The 19,931-nt window shown below is 62.8% G+C and carries 16 protein-coding genes; 10 read left to right on the top strand and 6 right to left on the bottom strand.

Annotated features, from left to right (window positions below; genetic code table 11):
- Nucleotides 1-56: 56 nt before the first annotated feature.
- Together ABZ728_RS10420 and ABZ728_RS10415 are read right to left on the bottom strand one after the other, a co-directional pair.
- Nucleotides 57-1,406 (bottom strand): sugar ABC transporter substrate-binding protein, encoded by a 1,350-nt coding sequence (locus tag ABZ728_RS10420; RefSeq protein ID WP_366656036.1) that lies wholly within the window; start codon nucleotides 1,404-1,406, stop codon nucleotides 57-59.
- Nucleotides 1,407-1,468: 62 nt separating this feature from the next.
- The gene (locus tag ABZ728_RS10415; protein WP_366656035.1) at nucleotides 1,469-2,497 is read right to left on the bottom strand and encodes an alcohol dehydrogenase catalytic domain-containing protein; all 1,029 of its coding nucleotides are present in this window, start codon (nucleotides 2,495-2,497) and stop codon (nucleotides 1,469-1,471) included.
- 206 nt (nucleotides 2,498-2,703) lie between these two features.
- On the opposite strand from ABZ728_RS10415, the gene ugpC reads away from it, so the two are divergent.
- Nucleotides 2,704-3,840, top strand: a complete 1,137-nt coding sequence (gene ugpC, locus ABZ728_RS10410) for a sn-glycerol-3-phosphate ABC transporter ATP-binding protein UgpC (RefSeq protein WP_366656034.1) — start codon at nucleotides 2,704-2,706, stop codon at nucleotides 3,838-3,840.
- A 29-nt stretch (nucleotides 3,841-3,869) separates the two neighbouring features.
- On the opposite strand, the gene ABZ728_RS10405 is transcribed toward ugpC, so the two are convergent.
- Nucleotides 3,870-4,850 carry an Rpn family recombination-promoting nuclease/putative transposase gene (locus ABZ728_RS10405; RefSeq protein WP_366656033.1) on the bottom strand — a complete coding sequence of 327 codons (981 nt, stop codon included), beginning with the start codon at nucleotides 4,848-4,850 and terminating at the stop codon, nucleotides 3,870-3,872.
- Nucleotides 4,851-4,926: 76 nt separating this feature from the next.
- The gene (locus tag ABZ728_RS10400) at nucleotides 4,927-6,528 is read right to left on the bottom strand and encodes a ribulokinase (RefSeq protein WP_366656032.1); all 1,602 of its coding nucleotides are present in this window, start codon (nucleotides 6,526-6,528) and stop codon (nucleotides 4,927-4,929) included.
- A 159-nt stretch (nucleotides 6,529-6,687) separates the two neighbouring features.
- On the opposite strand from ABZ728_RS10400, the gene xylB reads away from it, so the two are divergent.
- Nucleotides 6,688-8,157, top strand: a complete 1,470-nt coding sequence (xylB, locus tag ABZ728_RS10395; RefSeq protein ID WP_366656031.1) for a xylulokinase — start codon at nucleotides 6,688-6,690, stop codon at nucleotides 8,155-8,157.
- A gap of 5 nt (nucleotides 8,158-8,162) precedes the next feature.
- On the opposite strand, the gene ABZ728_RS10390 is transcribed toward xylB, so the two are convergent.
- The gene (locus tag ABZ728_RS10390) at nucleotides 8,163-8,867 is read right to left on the bottom strand and encodes an SDR family NAD(P)-dependent oxidoreductase (protein ID WP_366656030.1); all 705 of its coding nucleotides are present in this window, start codon (nucleotides 8,865-8,867) and stop codon (nucleotides 8,163-8,165) included.
- A gap of 203 nt (nucleotides 8,868-9,070) precedes the next feature.
- On the opposite strand from ABZ728_RS10390, the gene ABZ728_RS10385 reads away from it, so the two are divergent.
- The 3 genes from ABZ728_RS10385 to ggpS all read left to right on the top strand — a co-directional run bounded on the left by ABZ728_RS10385 (nucleotide 9,071) and on the right by ggpS (nucleotide 12,480).
- A complete protein-coding gene (locus ABZ728_RS10385) occupies nucleotides 9,071-10,123 on the top strand; it encodes an NAD(P)H-dependent glycerol-3-phosphate dehydrogenase (RefSeq protein WP_366656029.1) in 1,053 nt (350 codons plus the stop codon).
- Between the two features lie 61 nt (nucleotides 10,124-10,184).
- Nucleotides 10,185-10,919 carry an HAD-IIB family hydrolase gene (locus ABZ728_RS10380; protein WP_366656028.1) on the top strand — a complete coding sequence of 245 codons (735 nt, stop codon included), beginning with the start codon at nucleotides 10,185-10,187 and terminating at the stop codon, nucleotides 10,917-10,919.
- A gap of 4 nt (nucleotides 10,920-10,923) precedes the next feature.
- The gene (ggpS, locus tag ABZ728_RS10375) at nucleotides 10,924-12,480 is read left to right on the top strand and encodes a glucosylglycerol-phosphate synthase (RefSeq protein WP_366656027.1); all 1,557 of its coding nucleotides are present in this window, start codon (nucleotides 10,924-10,926) and stop codon (nucleotides 12,478-12,480) included.
- 210 nt (nucleotides 12,481-12,690) lie between these two features.
- Here the strand turns inward: ggpS and ABZ728_RS10370 are convergent, their stop codons facing one another.
- Nucleotides 12,691-13,458, bottom strand: a complete 768-nt coding sequence (locus tag ABZ728_RS10370; protein WP_366656026.1) for a DeoR/GlpR family DNA-binding transcription regulator — start codon at nucleotides 13,456-13,458, stop codon at nucleotides 12,691-12,693.
- Nucleotides 13,459-13,821: 363 nt separating this feature from the next.
- Here ABZ728_RS10370 and ABZ728_RS10365 point away from each other — a divergent pair, with 363 nt between their 5' ends.
- The 5 genes from ABZ728_RS10365 to ABZ728_RS10345 all read left to right on the top strand — a co-directional run bounded on the left by ABZ728_RS10365 (nucleotide 13,822) and on the right by ABZ728_RS10345 (nucleotide 19,925).
- Entirely contained in the window at nucleotides 13,822-14,796 is a 975-nt protein-coding gene (locus tag ABZ728_RS10365) for an ABC transporter substrate-binding protein (RefSeq protein WP_366656025.1), read from the top strand.
- Nucleotides 14,797-14,905: 109 nt separating this feature from the next.
- Nucleotides 14,906-16,090, top strand: coding sequence for a betaine/proline/choline family ABC transporter ATP-binding protein (locus ABZ728_RS10360; RefSeq protein ID WP_366656024.1), 1,185 nt, complete (start codon nucleotides 14,906-14,908; stop codon nucleotides 16,088-16,090).
- A complete protein-coding gene (locus tag ABZ728_RS10355; RefSeq protein WP_366656023.1) occupies nucleotides 16,083-18,068 on the top strand; it encodes an ABC transporter permease subunit in 1,986 nt (661 codons plus the stop codon). The genes ABZ728_RS10360 and ABZ728_RS10355 overlap by 8 nt, the downstream gene beginning before the upstream one ends.
- A gap of 83 nt (nucleotides 18,069-18,151) precedes the next feature.
- Nucleotides 18,152-18,955 carry a methyltransferase domain-containing protein gene (locus ABZ728_RS10350; protein ID WP_366656022.1) on the top strand — a complete coding sequence of 268 codons (804 nt, stop codon included), beginning with the start codon at nucleotides 18,152-18,154 and terminating at the stop codon, nucleotides 18,953-18,955.
- A 49-nt stretch (nucleotides 18,956-19,004) separates the two neighbouring features.
- Nucleotides 19,005-19,925 (top strand): choline kinase family protein, encoded by a 921-nt coding sequence (locus ABZ728_RS10345; RefSeq protein WP_366656021.1) that lies wholly within the window; start codon nucleotides 19,005-19,007, stop codon nucleotides 19,923-19,925.
- Nucleotides 19,926-19,931: the final 6 nt, after the last annotated feature.

Here is a 19,931-nt window from a genome sequence, read left to right as displayed (position 1 = left end):
GGTGTCCTTGGTGTTGCCCCGCCCGGCAGTTCCGGTGCCGAACGGGGCTGATGCCGCTACTTCATCAGGGGTTTGTCGCCGTCGTAGTAGCCGGCCCGATCAAGCACGGCTTCCATACGATCGCCGATTTCGCGCGCGCCTTCCTCGGTCGATACGTCGCCCAGCATGATACGCGTGCCCCAGTCGGCGATGATTTCCGATATCTCGGGCCATTCCGGGAAGCGGGGACGGAAATCGGGCACGCCGCCCTGCCAGGATTGGACCATCGGTTCGGCATAAGGGAACCGATCGAGGATGTCCTGGTCCTCATAGGGAGCGGTCCGGCCCGCGACGCCGCCGGCTTCCAGATACGGAACAGCCATTTCCTCCGACGTGATCCACTGGATGAAGAGATAGGAGGCTGCCTTTTCCGCGTCGGAGGATTGTGACGCAACAGCCAGCGAGAATCCGCCGAGTGCTGGTTTCAGACCGGCTGGTCCTGCCGGTTCCGTCGCGACCTCCAGGCAATCGACGATGTCCGACGAAGCCGGATCTGCGAGAGTGGAATAGAAGGACGACCATTCCGTGATCATGGCCACCTGGCCTTGAGCCAGCGCGTTGACGGCTTCAGCGTGATCGTAGTCGACAATGCCCGGCGGCATGTATTCCATGAGATCCTGGCGGAACTGCAGGCCGGTCTGGCTTTCTTCAGTCATAAGTGCCGAGCGGAACTCATCATCCAGCAGGGCGCCGCCGAACGGCCAGAGAACGCGCATGAAGCTGTCGGCCGACTGCGTCTCGCCGCGGCGGGACTGCAGTGCAAACGCGTACTGGTCGCCTTCGGTCAGAGCAGGACCGTAGTCTTCATACAGTTCGGTCCATGTTTCCGGCGGCCCGTCGAAACCTGCGTCCTCAAGCATGCAGCTGTTGTAGTACAGAAGCCCGGAGTAGTTGTCGAATGGAAGGCCGTAGATGGTCTCGTCCCAGGTGCCGAAAGATTCGAGCAGGATCGGAAAGAAGCCGTCGAGATTGAGATCCGGGTCGGCAAGGCTTTCGTCATCGAAGAACTGATCCATCGGTTCGACCCAACCGTTGGCGGCGAACTCGCCGATCCAGACCACGTCGACAAGGACAACATCGATGTCGCCACCGGCAGTGAAATCCAGCACCTGGCGTTCCCGGCTGTTCTCGTAGGGGAGTATCTCCCATTCCACGTTTATGCCGGTCGCCTCCTCGAACTCCGGTATCAGTTCGATTGCGGCGCGATAACCGGGACGATCAAGAAAGATCGCATTGATCGTCGTGCCGGAATACGGTTCGGCGGCTGTTGCGAGATCCCAGTCCTGGGCCTGGGCCGTGGTCGCCATGGCGACCAGACCGCCAGATATGGCGAGGGTTGAAACTGCTGTACGGAATGTGCGTCTCATCGTTTCCTCCTGTTGATTATTTGCGTTGTTGGTTCGAACATCATCCGGTCGCCTGCGGCCTGTCAGCCCGTTTCCGGATCCGGCACGATGACGCTCTTGACGGCGCCGTCCTGAAAATTTGCCTGGAATTCGAACGCCGTGGCGGCAGTCGATAACGGAAAGTGGTGGGTGACCATGCTGTCCAGATCGACCCTGCGTTCGGATACCAGTTGGATTGCGCGGGGATAGACATGACCCATTCGGCGCGAGAACTTGATGTTCAGCCCTTTGCGTCGGACCAGCGATGCCGTCAGGCCGTATTGGTCGCCGTCGGGTATGCCGGCGATCAGCAGTCGCCCGCCGATGCGCACTGCGTGGACGGCGTGCTCCAGCCCTTCCGGTGCGTTGGTCGCCTCGATCACGAGATCCGCACCACGCCCGTTCGTCCATTGGGACACGGCCTTGAAATCCGGCGCGGCGTCGTCGGCGCCCAGCTTGAGCGCCAGATCGCGCCGATAGTCCACGGGGTCGATGGCGTAGACGCGGCCAGCCCCGGCGAGCCTGGCCAGTTGCAGTATGCCAAGGCCGATCGGGCCGCATCCGAGCACGGCTATCGTCTCCAGAAGCTGAGGCTTGGCATGGTCCATGGCATGAATGGCGACACCCAGCGGCTCCAGCATGACCGCCTGATCGACCGAAAAGCCATCCGGCATTACGAATACCTGTGATGGGCGGACAGCAATCAGTTCGGTCATGGCGCCATTGTGCGGCGGTGCGCCGATAAACTCGACATTCGGGCAGAGATTGACGTGACCGCGCCGGCACCATTCGCAATGGCCGCATGGAAGTGCCGGGTCAACAGCGACCAGTTGCCCTTTCGAAAGGCCATGTTCGGGCTGGTCTTCATCGACCCACCCAGCGAATTCATGGCCGGGAACAAAGGGACGATCGATGACGGCGGAGCCGATACCGCCATCCTTGAAGTAGTGCAGATCGCTGCCGCAGACACCAATGCCGCCGACACGAATACGAACGGTTCCCGCCACGGATTCGGGGCGTGGCAATGTGCCGGAGCGAATGTCTCGGACGCCATGGATGAATGTCGCCAGCAAGGAACGTTCCTCTCCTTCGGTGCCACGGCCATTCGTCGGAAAAGCGGTGGCTGTACCATTGTCGGTGGACAGAGGCTTGGACAAATGCCTTTATATTATGGCATATGTAACTCCAAGAATGGGTGGCTTGTCAACACCGCCCGGGCTCGGGCCGCGCGCAGCGACTTGCGTGCGGCCAGCGACCGGAGGGCGGATGGGAGGAATGGATGACGAAGGTCCGCTTGGCGGCGATCCGAAAATCATACGGCGACATGCAGGTGCTTCATGGCGTCGATATCGATATCGAGGACGGAGAATTCATGGTCTTCGTCGGACCGTCCGGCTGTGGCAAGTCGACTCTCCTGCGCTCGATTGCCGGTTTGGAGCCGGTTACCAGCGGCAGAATTATCATTGGCGAACAGGATGTTACGAATGTAGAGCCGGCGGATCGCGGCGTCGCAATGGTGTTTCAGTCCTATGCCCTCTATCCGCATATGACCGTGGAAAAGAACATGGCGTTCGGGCTCAGGATGGCCGGCATGCCGCGGGCGGAAATTCGCCGCCGGATCGACACGGCGGCATCCATCCTGCAGATCGAGGATCTGCTGCACCGCAAGCCACGCCAGTTGTCTGGCGGACAGCGGCAGCGCGCGGCGATTGGCCGGTCGATCGTCCGTGACCCCAAGGTCTTTCTGTTCGATGAGCCGCTGTCAAATCTGGACGCGGCGCTGCGCGTGCAAATGCGTCTGGAGCTGGTGCGTCTGCATCACCGCCTCAAGGCAACGATGATCTATGTCACCCATGATCAGATCGAGGCCATGACCATGGCCGACAGGATCGTGGTGCTGAATGATGGCCATGTAGAGCAGATCGGCACACCGCTGGATCTTTACCGGCGACCGGCCAACCGGTTTGTTGCCGGATTCATCGGCTCACCCAGAATGAATTTCCTGGAGGTCACTGTCACCGCCGTCGGCGCGGACGGTATCCGTGTCGAACTACCCGATCGCCACGGTGCGTTGACTGTCCCGGTGCAAGGGGAGGGTATCAGTGTCGCAGACACCATTGTCCTGGGCGTGCGACCGGAGCATATTCCAGTCGCCACACCCGGAACCGGGCCCGACAACGGGACGCCCGTAGCTGCTGGCCAGGGGGAGTTCACACGTGTCGTGGCGCGGGTATTGGTGGTCGAGCATCTGGGCGGCGAAATCGTGCTGAACGTGATCATTCAGGAGACATACGAGTTGATGGTCAAGATTGTCGCGGATGTCGATTTCGTCGAAGGGCAGGAGTTATCTCTCGATCTTGTCGGGAGCCGGTGTCACCTGTTCGGCCACAACGGCGCGGCGCTGCCACGGATGTGACAAGCGCGGTTCGAGAAGTTGGAGACGCGTCAGTGGTGCGTCAATCCGTCGACCGCCTGCTCAAACGTCGGTGCGACGAGTGCCCGCTTGGTCGCCATGCTCAGGGCTTCGGCAGACTGCATCCGGATACAGTCCTTTACGTTCTGGTCGAGCCTGTGGAAGCGGGTTTCAAGGATCTGGATAAGGCTTTCGGCCATTCCTTCGGCCTTTCCTTCGGCCTTTCCCTGCACCAGCCCCTGCAGGCGGCCTTCTTCCTGCCATTGACGGATCGCGATCGACATGACGGTGTCCTCCTCCTGCGGTCGGGCTGCGGATATCAGCTGTTGCCAGCCATCGCGGTCGATGGAAGGCTGGGTCGTCAGGATATATTGGATCAGCTGTTTCAGCAATTGCGTGTCGGCCGCCGGCAGTCCCAGGATACGCACCAGGATGTCGAACGCCGCCGGTTCGTCGCGCAGATGCTTGAGCGCCATGAACACCGCGGCGACGTCGCGATGGTTGGACAAGGCGTTGTCGGGACGTTCGTTCAGGTGATGGACGGTGTAGCGGAGGTCGCGGAGCTGCTCCTTGAGCGGCGCGTCGGCATCGATGCAATCGATGATCGCGGTCGGGACGCTCCACGGCTGGCGGCCATGGTAGAACACGATCGGGATGATCGGTGGCAGCCGGCGAAAATTCCCGTCCGGAGCATCGCCATGCCGGCGCCAGATGCGCAGCAGATAGGTGCCCAGCTGGATCGGCGTCGCCGGGTCGACCGAACTCTTGTGCTCCAGCAGGGCATAGACAAGGGCCGACCGGCCGTCACGGGTCCGCACCCGGAACAGCCGGTCGCTCTGGCTATTGGCGAGATCCTCGTCGATGAAGCTGCCGTCGACGGGTTCCGGCAGCGCGTGCCCCAGCAGGGGCACGATCTCCGGCGGGAGATAATCGTTCAGAACCGCTGCCGCACGGCGCGGGTCGTCGAGCAGCGCCTTGAAAAGGGCATCATGGGGAGTAGTGGGTGGCGGCATGTCACCAGGCGGATGGTTCGGGGAACGGCGCCCGCACTGGTAGTGGTTTCGATCGAATGATGCAACCTTCTGCAGATTACTGCCGCAGTGCCCGCAACTGCCGCATCATGTCGCCACCGCCCTTGGCGTCCGCTTCCTGTCGGTACAGGCCGTAAAGGGTTTCATAGCGGGCCGCGGCTGAGGGGTCGGGCTCCAGACTTCGTCCCGCTCGCCGGCCGAGTGCGGCGACCGCAGCTGGAAAATCGGTATAGCAGCCGCTTGCAACAGCGCCGTGGATTGCCGCGCCGCGCGCGGTCGCCTCCGGAGCGTCGGGAACCACAACCGGCCGGTTCATGATGTCGGTCAGGATCGTCAGCAGCAGAGGGTTCTTTTCGGCCAGACCGCTGGTGATGACGAGACGGTGAACGGGGAGGCCGCTGTCTTCCAGCACCTCGACGATGCGGCGGGCGCCCAGACAAATGCCTTCCATGAGCGCCCGGTACAAGTCGACGGGCCGGGTCTGCAGGGTCAGTCCGATCACGGCGCCGCTCAGCGCGGGATCGACCAGCGGCGTGCGACACCCGTTGTGCCAGTCGAGGGTCAGCAGGCCCGTGCCGGCAGGCGCGATGGTGGCGGCTTCGGCATTCAACCGTTCGAACGCCGCTGCCGGCGCCTCTCCGGCACAGAACGTGCGCACGAACCACGAAAGAATGTCGCCGAAAGCCGCCTGACCGGACTCGTAGCCCCAACTGCCGGGCATGATGCCGTCCTTCACCACGCCGGCGATACCGGGTGCGGGCTCCATGCGGTCGGCCATCAACAAATAGCATGACGATGTGCCGAGCGATCCGACCAGTGTGCCGGTCTCGCTGACCCCGACGGCCGGGACGGCGGCGTGTGCGTCGATAGTCGCTACGGCGACCGTCGGGGCATTGGGAAGGCTGGTTCGCGCCACCCATTCCGGTGTCAGTGTGCCGGCGGCGGTACCCACAGGCAGCGGCGGCGCCAGACGGTCACGAAGGCCGGGCGCGATCGTGTCGAGGATATCCGGAAAGCCGTCGTCTTCGGTCCAGTGCGCCTTGTAGCCTGCCTGACAAATGCTGCGCCGCTCGTGCCCCGTAAACTGCCATACGAGCCAGTCGCCGCATTCTATGAATCGCTCGGTTGCGGCCCAAAGATCGGGCGCATTGTCCGCGATCTCGCCCGCCTTCGACGGCAGCCATTCGCAGGAAGTCCGCCCGCCCGTCCGGGCAAGGCAGGCCGGCGCCAGTTCCTCTATCCTGTCGGCCCAGGGCTGGGCGCCGTGGTGCTTCCAAAGCTTGGCATAGGCGTGCGGCGCCGATGGAAAGCGGCGCGACAGCGGCGTTCCGTCGGCAAGGGTTGGCAGCGGCGTACTTGCGGTCGCGTCAACACCGATTCCGGCGACCTTTCCACCGGCCGGAACAGCCGATGCCAATGCCGAAAGGATTGTTTCGGCGGCATGCAGCCAGTCGTCGCCATCCTGCAGCGCCCAATCGGACGGCAAGCGGGAACCGTCGGGGCCGACCTCATCATAGGTTCCATGGGCATAATCGGCGCTCTTGCGGGCGATCAGGTCACCCGTCGCCGCGTCGATCAGAACGCCGCGCGCCGACCCGGTGCCATAGTCGAGGCCGATGATGAAGGTCGATGAGGATGAAGAGGTCGACGTCTCCGGCATATTTTTCCCCAATTTGTCAGTCGGCGTCATTGCCCCGCTTGCCGACGGCTCCGGTGTCGTCGCGTTTGACACTATGCCGATGCAAATGCAACATCTGCATTCAAACATACAGAACAGCCGCCACGCCGGTGATCATAGCGAAACGCGGAGGAACAGTCAGTGTATCTCGGTCTCGATTTGGGGACTTCCAGCGTCAAGGCGGTCGTCATCAATGCAGACGGGCAACCGCTCGCACAGGCGACGGCGCCAGTATCCGTTTCGCGGCCGAAACCCGGATGGTCCGAACATGATCCGGCTGACTGGGTATCGGCCACCGATCGCGTGATGTCCGCACTGGCTCAAGATCACGGTCAACTGATGGGCGCGGTCGAGGCGGTCGGCCTATCCGGTCAGATGCACAGCGCGACCGTCATGGACGCATCGGACCGCGTATTGCGGCCCTGCATGCTGTGGAACGATGGCCGTGCGCAAGCCGAATGCGCATTGTTGGAGCGGCTGGCGCCCGACCTGAGGACGCTGACCGGCAATCAGGCCATGGCCGGTTTTACGGCCCCGAAACTTCTCTGGATGCGCGAGCACGAGCCGGACCTGTTCCGTCAGGTTGCCACCGTACTGCTGCCGAAGGACTACCTGCGCTGGCATCTGTCAGGCGAGAAGGCATCGGACATGTCGGATTCCGCCGGCACGTTGTGGCTGGATGTCGGCCACCGCGCCTGGTCGCCGGTCCTGCTTGACGCGTGCGGCATGTCCGTATCGCAGATGCCGCGCCTGGTGGAAGGCACCGAGGTTTCAGCGACGTTGCGTGCCGATCTGGCCGCCAAGTGGGGGCTTCGTTCCGGCATTCCGATTGCCGGCGGCGGCGGTGACAACGCCGCCGGAGCGGTCGGCATGGGCGTTGTCACTCCGGGCACGGCCTTTGTCTCCCTCGGGACGTCCGGCGTTGTCTTCGCGGTTTCCGACGGCTTCAGACCGGACCCCGGCAAGGGGCTGCACGCGTTCTGCCACGCCCTGCCGGACACCTGGCATCAGATGACGGTCGTGCTGTCGGCTGCGGCCTGCGTCGACTGGGCGGCCCGGCTCGTCGGTTTCGACGATGCCGGCGCCTTTACCACCGCCGCCGATACCGCCATTCCCGAGCGCTGTCCGATCTTTCTGCCCTATCTGACGGGCGAACGAACCCCGCACAGCGATTCCGCTGCCCGGGGTGTCTTTTTCGGACTCGATCCCGAAACAGGGCCAGCGGAAATCGCCTATTCGGTGCTTGAAGGCGTGTCGTTCGGCCTTGTTGACGGTGTCGACGTCATGCGCGGCGCCGGCACCGACCCTGAGTCATTCACCGTTATCGGCGGCGGCGCCCGTTCCAGCGTCTGGGGCCGGATCATCGCCGCCGCCATGGCCCGGCCGATGATCTACCGGTCGCTGGGCGAGGTCGGTCCGGCCCTGGGAGCCGCCCGTCTGGCGCAGATCGCCGCCACCGGGAGCGATCCGGCAATGGTGGCGACACCACCCAAAGAAGAATCGCGTATCGAACCGGATGCGGCGATGACCGATCGTCTGGCGCCCAGACTGGAGCGGTTCCGGGGGCTCTACACGGCACTGAAGCCGAGTTTCGACGCCGCATACGGCTGATGGGGCTACCACGGCAGGATTGTGCCGTCATAGCTGCGAAAACTGCCGGTGTCCGCGGCGGTGGCCGCATCGATGGCGCCCAGAAGTTCGCCGGCCGCCGTGGTGGGATCGCGAACCGTCAGTCCGTCCTTGGCGAATGGCGCGCTCAGCGGCGAGGCAACTGTTCCGGGATGGAGCGCGAGGCAAATGGCCTCGGGGCGCTTGCGGGACAGTTCGATCGACGCTGTTTTCAGCAACTGGTTCAATGCCGCTTTCGATGCCCTGTAGCCGTACCATCCGCCGAGATGGTTGTCGGTGATGCTGCCGACCTTGGCCGAAATGACCGCGCATACGGCCTTTCCGTTCCGGGGAAACAGCGGCAGAAAATGCTTCATGACCAGGGCAGGGCCGGTGGCGTTGACGGCGAAGGAATGCGCAAGGGCGTCGGCGTCCAGGTTTCGCCACGACTTTTCCGGCCCATGCAATTCGTCGTGCAGGTGGCCGGTCGCTATCAGCAGCAGGCGGACCGGGCCGTTGGCGGCGATACCCTCGGCGGCGGCCGCGATGCTGCGTTCGTCGGTAACATCCAGGGCCGGATCGGTTCGGCGGCCGAGCCCGTGGACCGCCTGAAACTGGCCGCAACTGGTGATCAGTCCCAGACAGGCATGGCCTATCGCACCGGTGGCGCCGACGACCACGGCTTGTCCGTCGGGTGGTATGGATGAGAGCATGGATCGGGTGCTTTCGAACGCTGCGGTGGCATCAAAGCTAGAACGTTTAGGCAGCGAGAAAAGGCCCTGTTCTATCAAAGGCTTGGAATGGAAAGCCAGAAGGTGAGGGGCAGGTATTCGCTGCAGCTTTCTTGATGTTGCGCTGCAAAATGTTAGTATACCTAGTCATCCGTCACAGAACATGAACAAGGGAGCGTCGGATCATGGATCTTACCAACGCCGGGATCATTGGCGGTGGCGCCTGGGGAACTGCCCTGTCTACCGCGATGCATCGCGCCGGCCGATCCGTCACTCTCTGGGTTCGTGAGACCGAAGCGGCGGAGCAGATAAACTCGCTCCACGAGAACCAGGTTTTTCTGCCCGGCATTCGGCTCGATCCATCGATCCGGGCCACCAGCGAAATGGCCGATCTCGCCGCTTGTGATCTGATCCTGCTGGTGGTGCCGTCGCAATTCGTCAGGTCGACCTGCCGGGACGCCGCCCCTCACCTGAAGAAGAGGGCGCCGATCATCGTCTGCGCAAAGGGCATCGAAACCGGAACCGGCGCCCTGATGGGCGAGGTGGTTCAGGCAGAGTTGCCGGATCACCCGGTTGCCGTTCTGTCAGGGCCGACCTTCGCGGCCGAGGTTGCCGACAATCTGCCCACGGCCATCACCTTGGCGGTGGCAGAGGACGAGGCGCGATCCGACGGATTGGGCGGAGCGTTGCTGCAAGCCGTGGCGTCACTGCATTTCCGCCCCTACTTGAGCGGCGACATCGTCGGCACCGAGGTGGGGGGCGCGGCCAAGAACGTCATCGCCATCGCCTGCGGGATCGCCGACGGGCTCGGTTTCGGGTCGAACACCCGAGCGGCATTGATCACGCGGGGGCTGGCTGAAATCCTGCGTTTCGCCGTTGCGCGCGGCGGCAGGGCCGAGACACTGCTGGGTCTCGCCGGTCTGGGCGATCTGACGCTCACCTGCTCCAGCACGCAAAGCCGCAACTTTTCGTTCGGCCGGGCGCTCGGGCAGGGGCAGCAAGCCGACGACCTGCTGGGCAATCGGAATTCGGTCGTCGAGGGCGCCTACAATGCCGCCAGCGTGGTGACGGCCGCAAGGCAACTGGGCGTGGCGATGCCGATCTGCGAGGCGGTAAACGCCCTGCTTCACGAGAATGTGCCCCTGTCCGTCGTGGTCGAGGGGCTGATGGAGCGCCCGATGCGCGGTGAGGCGCCCTCGCTGGAGCAGGTCGTCGTCCGTTCGGGCCATTCTACCTGAGGCCGCTTTCAGCGACCGGCCGGATCGGCACATCATCCCCAACGAAAGTCGGAACACGCCTATGTGCGATCATCGATTGATTCTCGCTACAGACCTGGACGGAACGTTTCTTGGCGGCAGTGCGGACCAGCGGCGCTCGCTTTACGACATGCTGACGCGCCACCGCCGGCAGATCATGATCGTCTTCGTCACCGGCCGGGATCTGGGGTTTATCGATACGCTGAAAGCTGAAGGCGACGTACCGGTCCCGGACTACGTGATCGGCGATGTCGGTACCACGATCGTTCGTGGCGATACCTTCGAGCCGATTGCCGCGGTTCAGGATCCCATCTCCCGTGTCTGGGCGGAATCCGGCGAACGGGTCAAGGAAATGCTCCGTGACGAGCCGGGCCTGAAACCTCAACCCGGCACCTTCGAGCGGCGGATGTCCTATTACTATGACCCGCAGACATTACGTCCGGAGGCCATGGCGAAGGTCGAGGCGGCCGGGCTCCAGTGGCTGACATCCGCGGACATGTATTTCGATGTCCTGCCGCCGGGTGTGTCCAAGGGGCCGACCCTGCTGAATTTCATCGATGCGCTGCAACTTGATGCAGCGCGATGCCTCGTGGCGGGCGACACCATGAACGATCTGTCGCTGTTCGAGACAGGACTGAAGGGCGTTGCCGTCGGTAACGCCGAACCGAGATTGCAGGCCGAATTGCACCGATTGCCGCAGACCTGGTTCAGCCCCGAACCGGGCTGTGCGGGTATTGCCGACGCGATCCGTCATTTCGACTTCAAGCTGGAGGACTGAACCCATGGTCAGCGGGACCGAGATCGACGAAAACGGCAAATCCGATCTGGTGATCGTGTATCACCGCCAGCCCTATGACGAGGTCGTCGTCGACGGCAAGGTGACCTATCGCGAAAATGCCAGCCCCAACGGAATCGTTCCGACGCTCAAGAGCTTTTTCGGCGCCGTCAATCGCGGAAGCTGGGTGGCCTGGAAGCAGGTCAGGGACCGGCAGCGCGAGCCCGGCTTCGAGCGGCGGATCGAGGTGACGGATTCCTATGGCACCTACAAGGTCAGCCGGCTGCCCCTGACGGGCGAGCAGGTGAAGCAGTTCTATCATGTGACCTCCAAGGAGGCCTTCTGGCCGATCCTTCACTCGTTCCCCAATCATTTCAATTACGAACCGGTGGACTGGGAGAATTTCAAGGAGGTCAACCGGCTGTTCGCCGAAGCGGCGTGCGAGGAGGCGGCCGACGACGCGCTGATCTGGGTGCACGACTATAACCTGTGGCTGTGCCCGCACTTTATCCGGCAGATCAAGCCCAATGCCCGCATTGCGTTCTTCCACCATACGCCGTTTCCGTCCGCCGATATCTTCAACATCCTGCCCTGGCGGCGGGAAATCGTGGAAAGCCTGCTGGCGTGCGACCTGATCGGTTTTCATATACCAAGATATGCGCGGAATTTCGTCCAGGTCGCGCGAGGCCTGTGTGACGTGAAGATCGAGACCACGATCAGGGTCGAGGACTCGCTTTCCCCTGTCGGCGGCGCCCTGTCGGAACCGGAAATGCCGGAATACATTCAGGCGAATGGCCGGCAAATCCTGATCGACGCGTTTCCGGTCGGAACCAACCCGTCATTGATCGAGGCACAGTTGGCCAAGCCGGCCGCATGGGAGAGGCTGCGAAATCTGCGTGCGGAAATCGGCGAACAGAAACTGATCATGTCGATCGGCCGCACCGATTATGTCAAGGGTACCAAGGAGATGCTGGAAGCCTATGACCGGCTGCTGTCGCGACGGCCGGACCTTCACGGCAAGGTCAAGCTCATGGTCACCTCTGTTTCGGCGAACGAGAACATGGCCGTGTATCGAAAGGCCCAGCATCAGGTCGAGCAGATGATCGGGCGTATCCACGGCAAATACGCGACCATGGGCTGGGGCCCGATCATGGCCTTCACCACGCCTGTCCCGTTCGACGAGGTGCTTTGCTATTACCGGCTGGCCGATATCTGCTGGACCACGCCTCTTCGCGACGGCCTCAATCTGGTGGCCAAGGAATTCGTGGCGGCCCATCGCGGCGAATCCGGCGTGCTGGTGTTGTCGGAATTCACCGGTGCGGCCGTCGAGATGCAGGAGGCGGTCATGACCAATCCCTATTCCATCGACAGCCTGGTCGAAGGGATCGAAACCGCCCTCGACATGGACGAAGCGGAGCAGAAGCGACGCATGAGCGCGATGTTCCAGAGCGTCGAGAAATACGACATCAGCCACTGGGCCGAACACAGCCTGTCGCAGTTCCGCCGCATCGGCGCGCGGGTCGCCGCACCGCCGGAGGCCGAGGTCGGGACCGCCGCCGAATGATGAACGGGCAAGGGGGGTTCCCCAACGCCGATGCGCACAAAGCCCGCCCTGGCTCGTCAGTCCCAGATTGCATCTTTGTGCGAGACGAATTCCTTCGGGCTCCGCCAAGGCGTGTGGCGGTCGAGATGCGATGGTGATCCGAGGGCGATCAGGGCGCCTCTACCGAAGAGTCGGTCAATCCGGCAGCACCTTGAAATGCGGCTGTGAGCCTTACTCCGGGTTGGCGATGATCAGCCTGACTTCCGCCTCCTTGAGCCGCTGTACCATGGGCTCGGGAGGCTGGCGGTCGGTGATCAGGGTGCCGATGCGGTCGATGTCGCAGAGACGCACCGGCGCCTGCGCCCGGAATTTCGAGTGATCGGCCACGACGACCAGATGCGACGCCTGCGCCAGCGCGTTGATCGCAAACTCTGTCTCGTCGAAATAGAAATTCATCAACCCGCCTTCGGGGTGAATGGCGCCGACCGTAATAAAGACATAGCGCAGCCGGAACCGCTGAACGAACGCCACGGCATCGGCACCCAGAATGGCGCCGTCGTCCTCGCGCACGGCGCCGCCGGCCAGAAACACCCTGTTGTTCCGGTGGTTGAGCAGTGTCCGCGCGATTTCCAGACCATTGCTGACGACGAACAGGTCCTGGTGCTGGGCGAGTGCGCGCGCCACGAACAGGGTTGTGCTGCCATTCTCCAGTAGAATCGAGTCCCCGTTCTCGATCAGGCCGGCGGCTTCCCTTGCGATCGCCCGCTTCTCGGCCGAGTTGTGCGACATGCGATTCTGGAAGTCGGGTTCCTGCACGACCGCCGGCAACATCGCCCCGCCGCGAACGCGTTCGATGAGTCCGCGATTGGCCAGAGACTTGATATCCCGGCGGACGGTCTCGTCCGAAACGCCCAGCTGGCGCACGAATTCCGACACGCTGCAGGTGCCGTTGGTGCCGAGAAGCTTAAGGATCGCGGTATGCCGCGTGGAGGGATGCACTCTTCGTACCTCATGAGAAGCCGTCGAAGCCGGTCTTACCGATACGCCGGAAACGTGCAGAAAATATAGCGGCGCGGCGGCCCCATGACCAGCCGATTTGTGGAAATTCGTGGAAAAATGTTGACATATGTGGGTCTGTGAACTCAATGTCCCCGCAACGGACCGCCGGAATTCCTCTTGGTGGAATAAGAAGCGCACAGGCTCGGTTAGAAATCCGGGCTGCGATTCACAGGGAATATGGGGTTCGAAATTACATATTCGACGGCTTTTGGCTTACATAATGGCTGTTGCCGCTCTGAAACATCGGGTTCGGACCGACCGCCGATCACGATTATTGTTATGAATGACCGAAAGGACAACGCAATGAAAACAACGAAATCGATCATCCGCGACCATTGTCTGTGGGCTTTTGTGGGTTTGGCCACAGTCGCTGGCGCGCCGATGGCGGCGTCTGCCGACGTCCCGGAATCCGATCGCACCATTCGCCTGACCCTGAATGACTGGACCGGCCAGAACCTGACGACCAACCTCATGGGTCGGGTCCTTGCGGAGATGGGCTATTCGGTCGAGTATGTGCAGGCGGACTATATCGCCCAGTTCACAGGTCTGGCTTCGGGCGATCTGCACGTTGCCATGGAGATCTGGGAGACGACAGCCCGCGATCAGCTGGAAGAGGCGGTTGCCGCCGGCGACGTCGTCGATCTTGGCGAAACCGGCATGCATGCCATCGAGGAATGGTGGTATCCGAGCTATGTTGAGGAGCTGTGCCCCGGCCTTCCGGATTGGGAAGCGCTTCGCGATTGCGGCGACGTCTTCGCCACGCCTCAGACGCAGCCTGATGGCCGGTACCTGGGCGGCGCGGTTACATGGGGCGGCTATGACGAAGAGCGCATCGAGGCTCTGGATCTGCCGTTCGAGGTGATCCACGCCGGAACCGACGCCGCGCTGTTCGCCGAAATCCAGGCTGCCTATCAGCGCCAGACCCCGATCATTGCATGGGTCTATACCCCGCATTGGGCGCCGATCCAGTTCGATGGCGAATGGATCGAATTCCCGGAATACACCGAGGAATGCTATGAAGACCCAAGCTGGGGCGTCAATCCGGACATGGCCTATGACTGCGGCAAGCCGCGCGGTTGGATCAAGAAAGCCGCCTGGCCCGGTCTGCAGGAAGAATGGCCCGCAGCCTACGAGGCGATCTCCAATTTCACGATCGACAACGAGACGATCGGCACCATGATCGGCTACGTCGATCTCGATGGCCGGCCGCTCGATATGGTCGTCGATGAATGGATCGCCGAGAACGAAGACGTTTGGTCGACCTGGATTCCGAACTGATCTCCGGACACCGTTTGGTATCCGACCACGGCCTGGCTCCGTCCGCTTTCCGGCACTCGGGAAGCGGGCGGAGTCCCGCTATTCTTCTGGACAACCCCGAGGGGTCCCAATGACCGCCGATACCGGAGCAACCGCTCACCCGACAGCGCCGGAACCCTCCGATCTCAGGCCCTCCGCTTCCAGTCTCTCTGATTCCGGGCTGTCCGATTCCGGGTTTTCCGATGGCGAGACGCCTGTCCGCCGCGACCGTCCGGTGAAACTGTCCTGCCGGGGATTGTGGAAGCTGTTCGGCGAGGATGCCGAAGGGTTCGCTCAACGAAACGCGGCCGACATCGCCGGCGCCGTCGATAACGATCCGTCGATCTTCGCTGCCGTTCGCGACGTCGACCTGTCCATTCGGACCGGCGAAACCTTCGTTATCATGGGGTTATCCGGCTCGGGCAAGTCGACCCTGGTCCGGTGCCTGTCGCGCCTTCTTGATCCGAGCGCCGGTGCGCTGGAACTCGAAGGGCGCGATCTGATGGGTCTGCCGAAAAAGGAACTCATCGAGATCAGGCGTCACAAGATGGGCATGGTGTTTCAGCACTTCGCCCTGTTGCCGCACCTGACCGTGCAGGAAAACGTGGCCTTTCCGCTCAGTATCCAGGGCATGCGCCGGGACGTGCGCGACGCCAAGGCGATGGAGATGATCGATCTCGTCGGTCTGGGCGGGCGCGAAGCCGATCTGCCGGCCCAGCTTTCCGGCGGTCAGAAGCAGCGTGTCGGCATCGCCCGATCGCTGGCGGTCGAGCCGGAACTTTGGTTTCTGGACGAGCCGTTCAGCGCGCTCGATCCGCTGATCCGGCGCGATATGCAGGACGAACTGATGCGCCTGCAGAAGGTGCTGAACAAGACCATCATTTTCATTACCCACGATTTCGACGAAGCCATCCGTATCGCCGACCGTATCGCCATCATGAAGGATGGCGCCATCGTTCAGGTGGGCACGCCGGAGGAGATCGTCTGTGCCCCGGCCGATACCTATGTGTCGGAATTCACCCGCGACGTGCCGCGCGCGAAGGTCATGACCGCAAGATCGATCCTTCGCACGGACAGAGCGAGCAGGGCCGGAGCCAATCGGGATGGGGCAGGCGCCGAAAGCGTCGATATCGATGCCCGGCTGGAAACGATCGCGCGACTGGTCGTCGCTGCCGACGCCCCGGTTACAGTCACCGATGACGGGCGAGCGGTCGGCGTGCTGAGGCGCGAAGACGTCATTTCGGTTCTGGCAGGTCTGGAGGTCGACCGTGGCTGATACGACCTCCGGCATGTCCACCTCGCGTCAGGCAGCAGCCGGGTATGGGCTGCGTGCGGGTGCGGTCGCCGTTGGCGCAATTGTGCTGGCCACTCTGCTGTGGGTCGCCGCCGGCGAGGCCGAATGGGTCATGACGGTACCGGCGTGGATGGTGATCCCGCTTGCCGACTGGGTCAGCGTCGGCATGGACTGGCTGATGCGCGATGCCGCCATCCTCGGCGTCAGCGTGCGCGATGTCCTGCGCGGCTTTTCCTCCATCCTCGCGATTCCGCTGGACGTGGCGCTGGCGGCCCTCGCTCGTGGAGCGGAAATTCCGTTCGGTGCCGTCGACATTGTACTGCCGCCCTTCAGCTGGATTGGTGTTGCCATCGCCGCACTGATCGCCGCATGGCAATTGGGCGGTCGGCGCCTGACAATCCTGACGGCGCTGACGCTGGCCTATCTGGTGCTGTTCGGCCAATGGGTCAGCGCGATGACGACCTTTGCGTCGATCGCGGTTGCCGTGCCCATCGGCGTCGGCCTCGGGCTGGTGCTGGGCATTCTTGCCTTCATGAAACCGTCCGTCGAGCGGGCGCTGACGCCGGTTCTCGACCTGATGCAGACCGTGCCGGTGTTCGCCTATCTGGTGCCGGTGCTGGTGATGTTCGGCTTCGGCCCTGTTTCGGCCATGGTTGCGACCGTGATTTATGCCACGCCGCCGATGGTCCGGATGACGATCGTCGCCCTTCGCGGCGTGCCGCCGGAAACGCTGGAATTTGGCACGATGGCTGGCTGCACGCGGCTCCAGATGATCTGGCGCATTCTGCTGCCGTCGGCGCGCTCCGGCCTGATGGTCGGCGCGAACCAGGTGGTGATGCTGTCGCTGAACATGGTCATCATTGCCTCGATGATCGGTGCTGGCGGCTTGGGTTACGACGTTCTGACCGCCTTGCGCCGGCTGCAGATCGGTGCCGGACTTGAGGCCGGGGTCGCCATAACCCTTATCGCCATCGTCGTTGACCGGTTCGGTCAGGCGCTGTCGACCGGGGCCGCGCGGCAGGCCGACCTGCCGCTGCGCTGGATCCTGCCCGCCGTCCTCGTGGCGTTCACTGTGCTGGCGGTGTTCGTGCCGGCGCTTGCCGTCCCGCCCGACTACCTGACAGTCAGCACCTCGTCCTTCTGGGACGCCGTGATGACCTGGATCAACGTCGAGCTTTACGACTTTCTGAACGCCATCAAGACGTTCCTGCTGATTTACGTCCTGTTGCCGGCGAAACGGCTGCTGCTTGCACTGCCCTGGATCTGGGTGGTCGGCGTACTCGCGGCGCTTGGTTGGTCGATCGGCGGACTGCGTCTCGCCGCGCTGGTGGCGCTGCTGTGCCTGTTCATCGCGCTGACCGGCTTCTGGGAACCGGCGATGGTCGCCGTCTATCTCTGCGGCGTTGCCGTCATCATCGCGGCGGCAATCGGCATTCCGGTCGGTGTCTTGTCGGCGAAGAGCGAACGGGTTCACGGCGTTACGGCGGTTGTCGTCGACACGCTCCAGACGATGCCGAGCTTCGTCTATCTGATCCCGGTCGTGATGCTGTTCCAGGTCGGCGATTTCGCGGCACTGGTGGCGATCGTGGCTTATGCCGTTGCCCCGGCCATCCGCTATACCGACCACGGCATTCGCGGCGTGTCTGCCGAGGTGCTGGAAGGTGCGCGGATGATGGGCTGCACGCCGCGCCAGATTCTCTGGCGCATCCAGCTTCCGCTGGCGCTGCCGGAGATCCTGGTCGGGCTCAACCAGACCATCATGATGGCCTTGTCGATGCTCGTGATCACCGCCCTGGTCGGTACCCGCGATCTCGGTCAGGAAGTCTATATCGCCCTGACCCAGGCCGATATCGGTCAGGGACTCGTGGCCGGCCTGTGCGTCGCCGCGATCGCCATCATCGCCGATCGCCTCATCAAGGCCGCCGTGGCGCGCCGCCGCGCCAACCTGGCCGATACCTGAAAAACCGGAGCCGCCGGGCCGGACGTCGCGGCGTCCGGCTGGCGCCCGTCAACAATCGACTCAATCGATAGCGAGGAACCACTATGTCCGATCATTACGACAATTCCGGCGTCGACCGCCTTTATGCCGAAGTCTGGGGCGAGAACATTCATTACGGCGTCTATCCGACCGGCGATGAATCCATCGAAGACGCCACCTGGATCGCCAAACGCACCATGGCCGAAGCGGTCGGGCTGAAGCCCGGAATGACGGTGCTGGAAGTCGGTTGCGGATACGGGGCGACCGCCCGGTACCTTGCCGAAACCTTCGGTGTGGATGTCGTGGCGACCAATATTTCCGAGGTTCAGCTCAAGCGGTGCCGGGAAAGGGATCAGCCGACGACCGGCGGCAAGCTGCGCTTCGAATACGCCGATTTCCATGATCTTCCCTATGAAGACGGAACCTTCGATGTCTGGTGGTGTCAGGAATCGCTGGTTCATTCCGCCGAAAAGGAAAAGGTGCTGGCCGAGGCGTTCCGCGTCCTCAAGCCCGGCGGCCGGGTGGTCATTTCCGACCACATCTTCTGGGTCGACAAGCTGACGCCGGCCGAGCGTACTGCCGTCGAAGCGCGCTATCACATGTCCAAGCTGTCCAGCCCCGACGATTACAAAGCCCATCTCGCCGCCGTCGGCTTCGATCTGGTGGATCATCGCGACTGGCAGGTCCATGCCGCAATGCACCGCGCGAAGGTGCTTCAGCGACTCGAATCGAAGATGGACGAATTCGCGCGTGTCATCGATCCCGAAACCCTCAGCGTCAATCACCATAGCTGGGCGGAGTGGGCGCGCATGGCGGCCGAAGGCAAGCTCAGCTTCGATTTCTTCCTGGCGGAAAAGCCGCGCGGCTGATCCCGGCCTGCGCCTGCACCAGGACGCTAATGGAACTGGAGAAAGACCAATGGATGACGATCTGCGCCGGGCCATTGCCCGGATCCCGAAACTATCGGGCAAGACCGAAGCCCAGCTCCGGCCCAAACGGCTCGGCGGGCAGACAAACATCGTCTATCAAATCGTCGATGATGGCGAAGACCTGATCGTGCGCATGCCCGGCAAAGGGACCGAAGAGTACATCGACCGCCGGGTCGAAGCGCACAATACCCGGGCGGCGGCGGCAGCCGGCGTCGGGGCGGAGGTTCTGTTCAACGACGAGAATGATGGCCTGATGGTGATCCGTCACCTGAAGGGGCGCACGATGTCGCCGGAAGCCTTTCAAAATGATGACGATGCCGTCGAGCGGGCCGGGATCGTCATGGGCAGGATGCATCGGTCGGGACAGGAATTTCAGTTCCGGTTCGAGCTGTTTTCCATGATCGACGAGTATCTCAGGGTGCTTTCCGGCACGTCCATCGACATGCCCGAGGGCTATGACGATGCCGTTGCCGAGGCCCGCGCGATCCGCGAAGCGATCGAGGCCGATCCCGTGCCGCTGGCGCCCTGCCACAACGACCCGCTCTGCGAAAACTTTCTGGACGACGGCAAGCGCATGTGGATCGTCGACTGGGAATATTCCGGCATGAATGATCCGTTCTGGGATGTCGGCGATGTTTCGGTGGAAGCCGGACTGACGCCGGAACAGGATCAGAAGCTGCTCCGGGCGTATCTGGGCCGCGCGCCCAGGGAAAGCGAGGTCGGTCGGATGATTCTGTACAAGGCGGCCTGTGACCTGCTGTGGACGCTGTGGGGGCTGATTCAGTTCTCGAACGACAACCCCGCGGAGGATTTCTGGGCCTACTCCATCGAACGGTTCGAGCGCAGCAAGAGCCTCATGCGGTCGCCGATCTTTGCCGAAAGCCTGAAATCCGTACGCAAGGCAGCGTAGGTGACG

It is taken from the genome of Fodinicurvata sp. EGI_FJ10296 (assembly GCF_040712075.1).
GTDB lineage: Bacteria > Pseudomonadota > Alphaproteobacteria > DSM-16000 > Inquilinaceae > JBFCVL01.
Note: the sequence above shows the minus strand (reverse complement) of the source record. Positions and strands in the feature narration are given on the sequence as shown.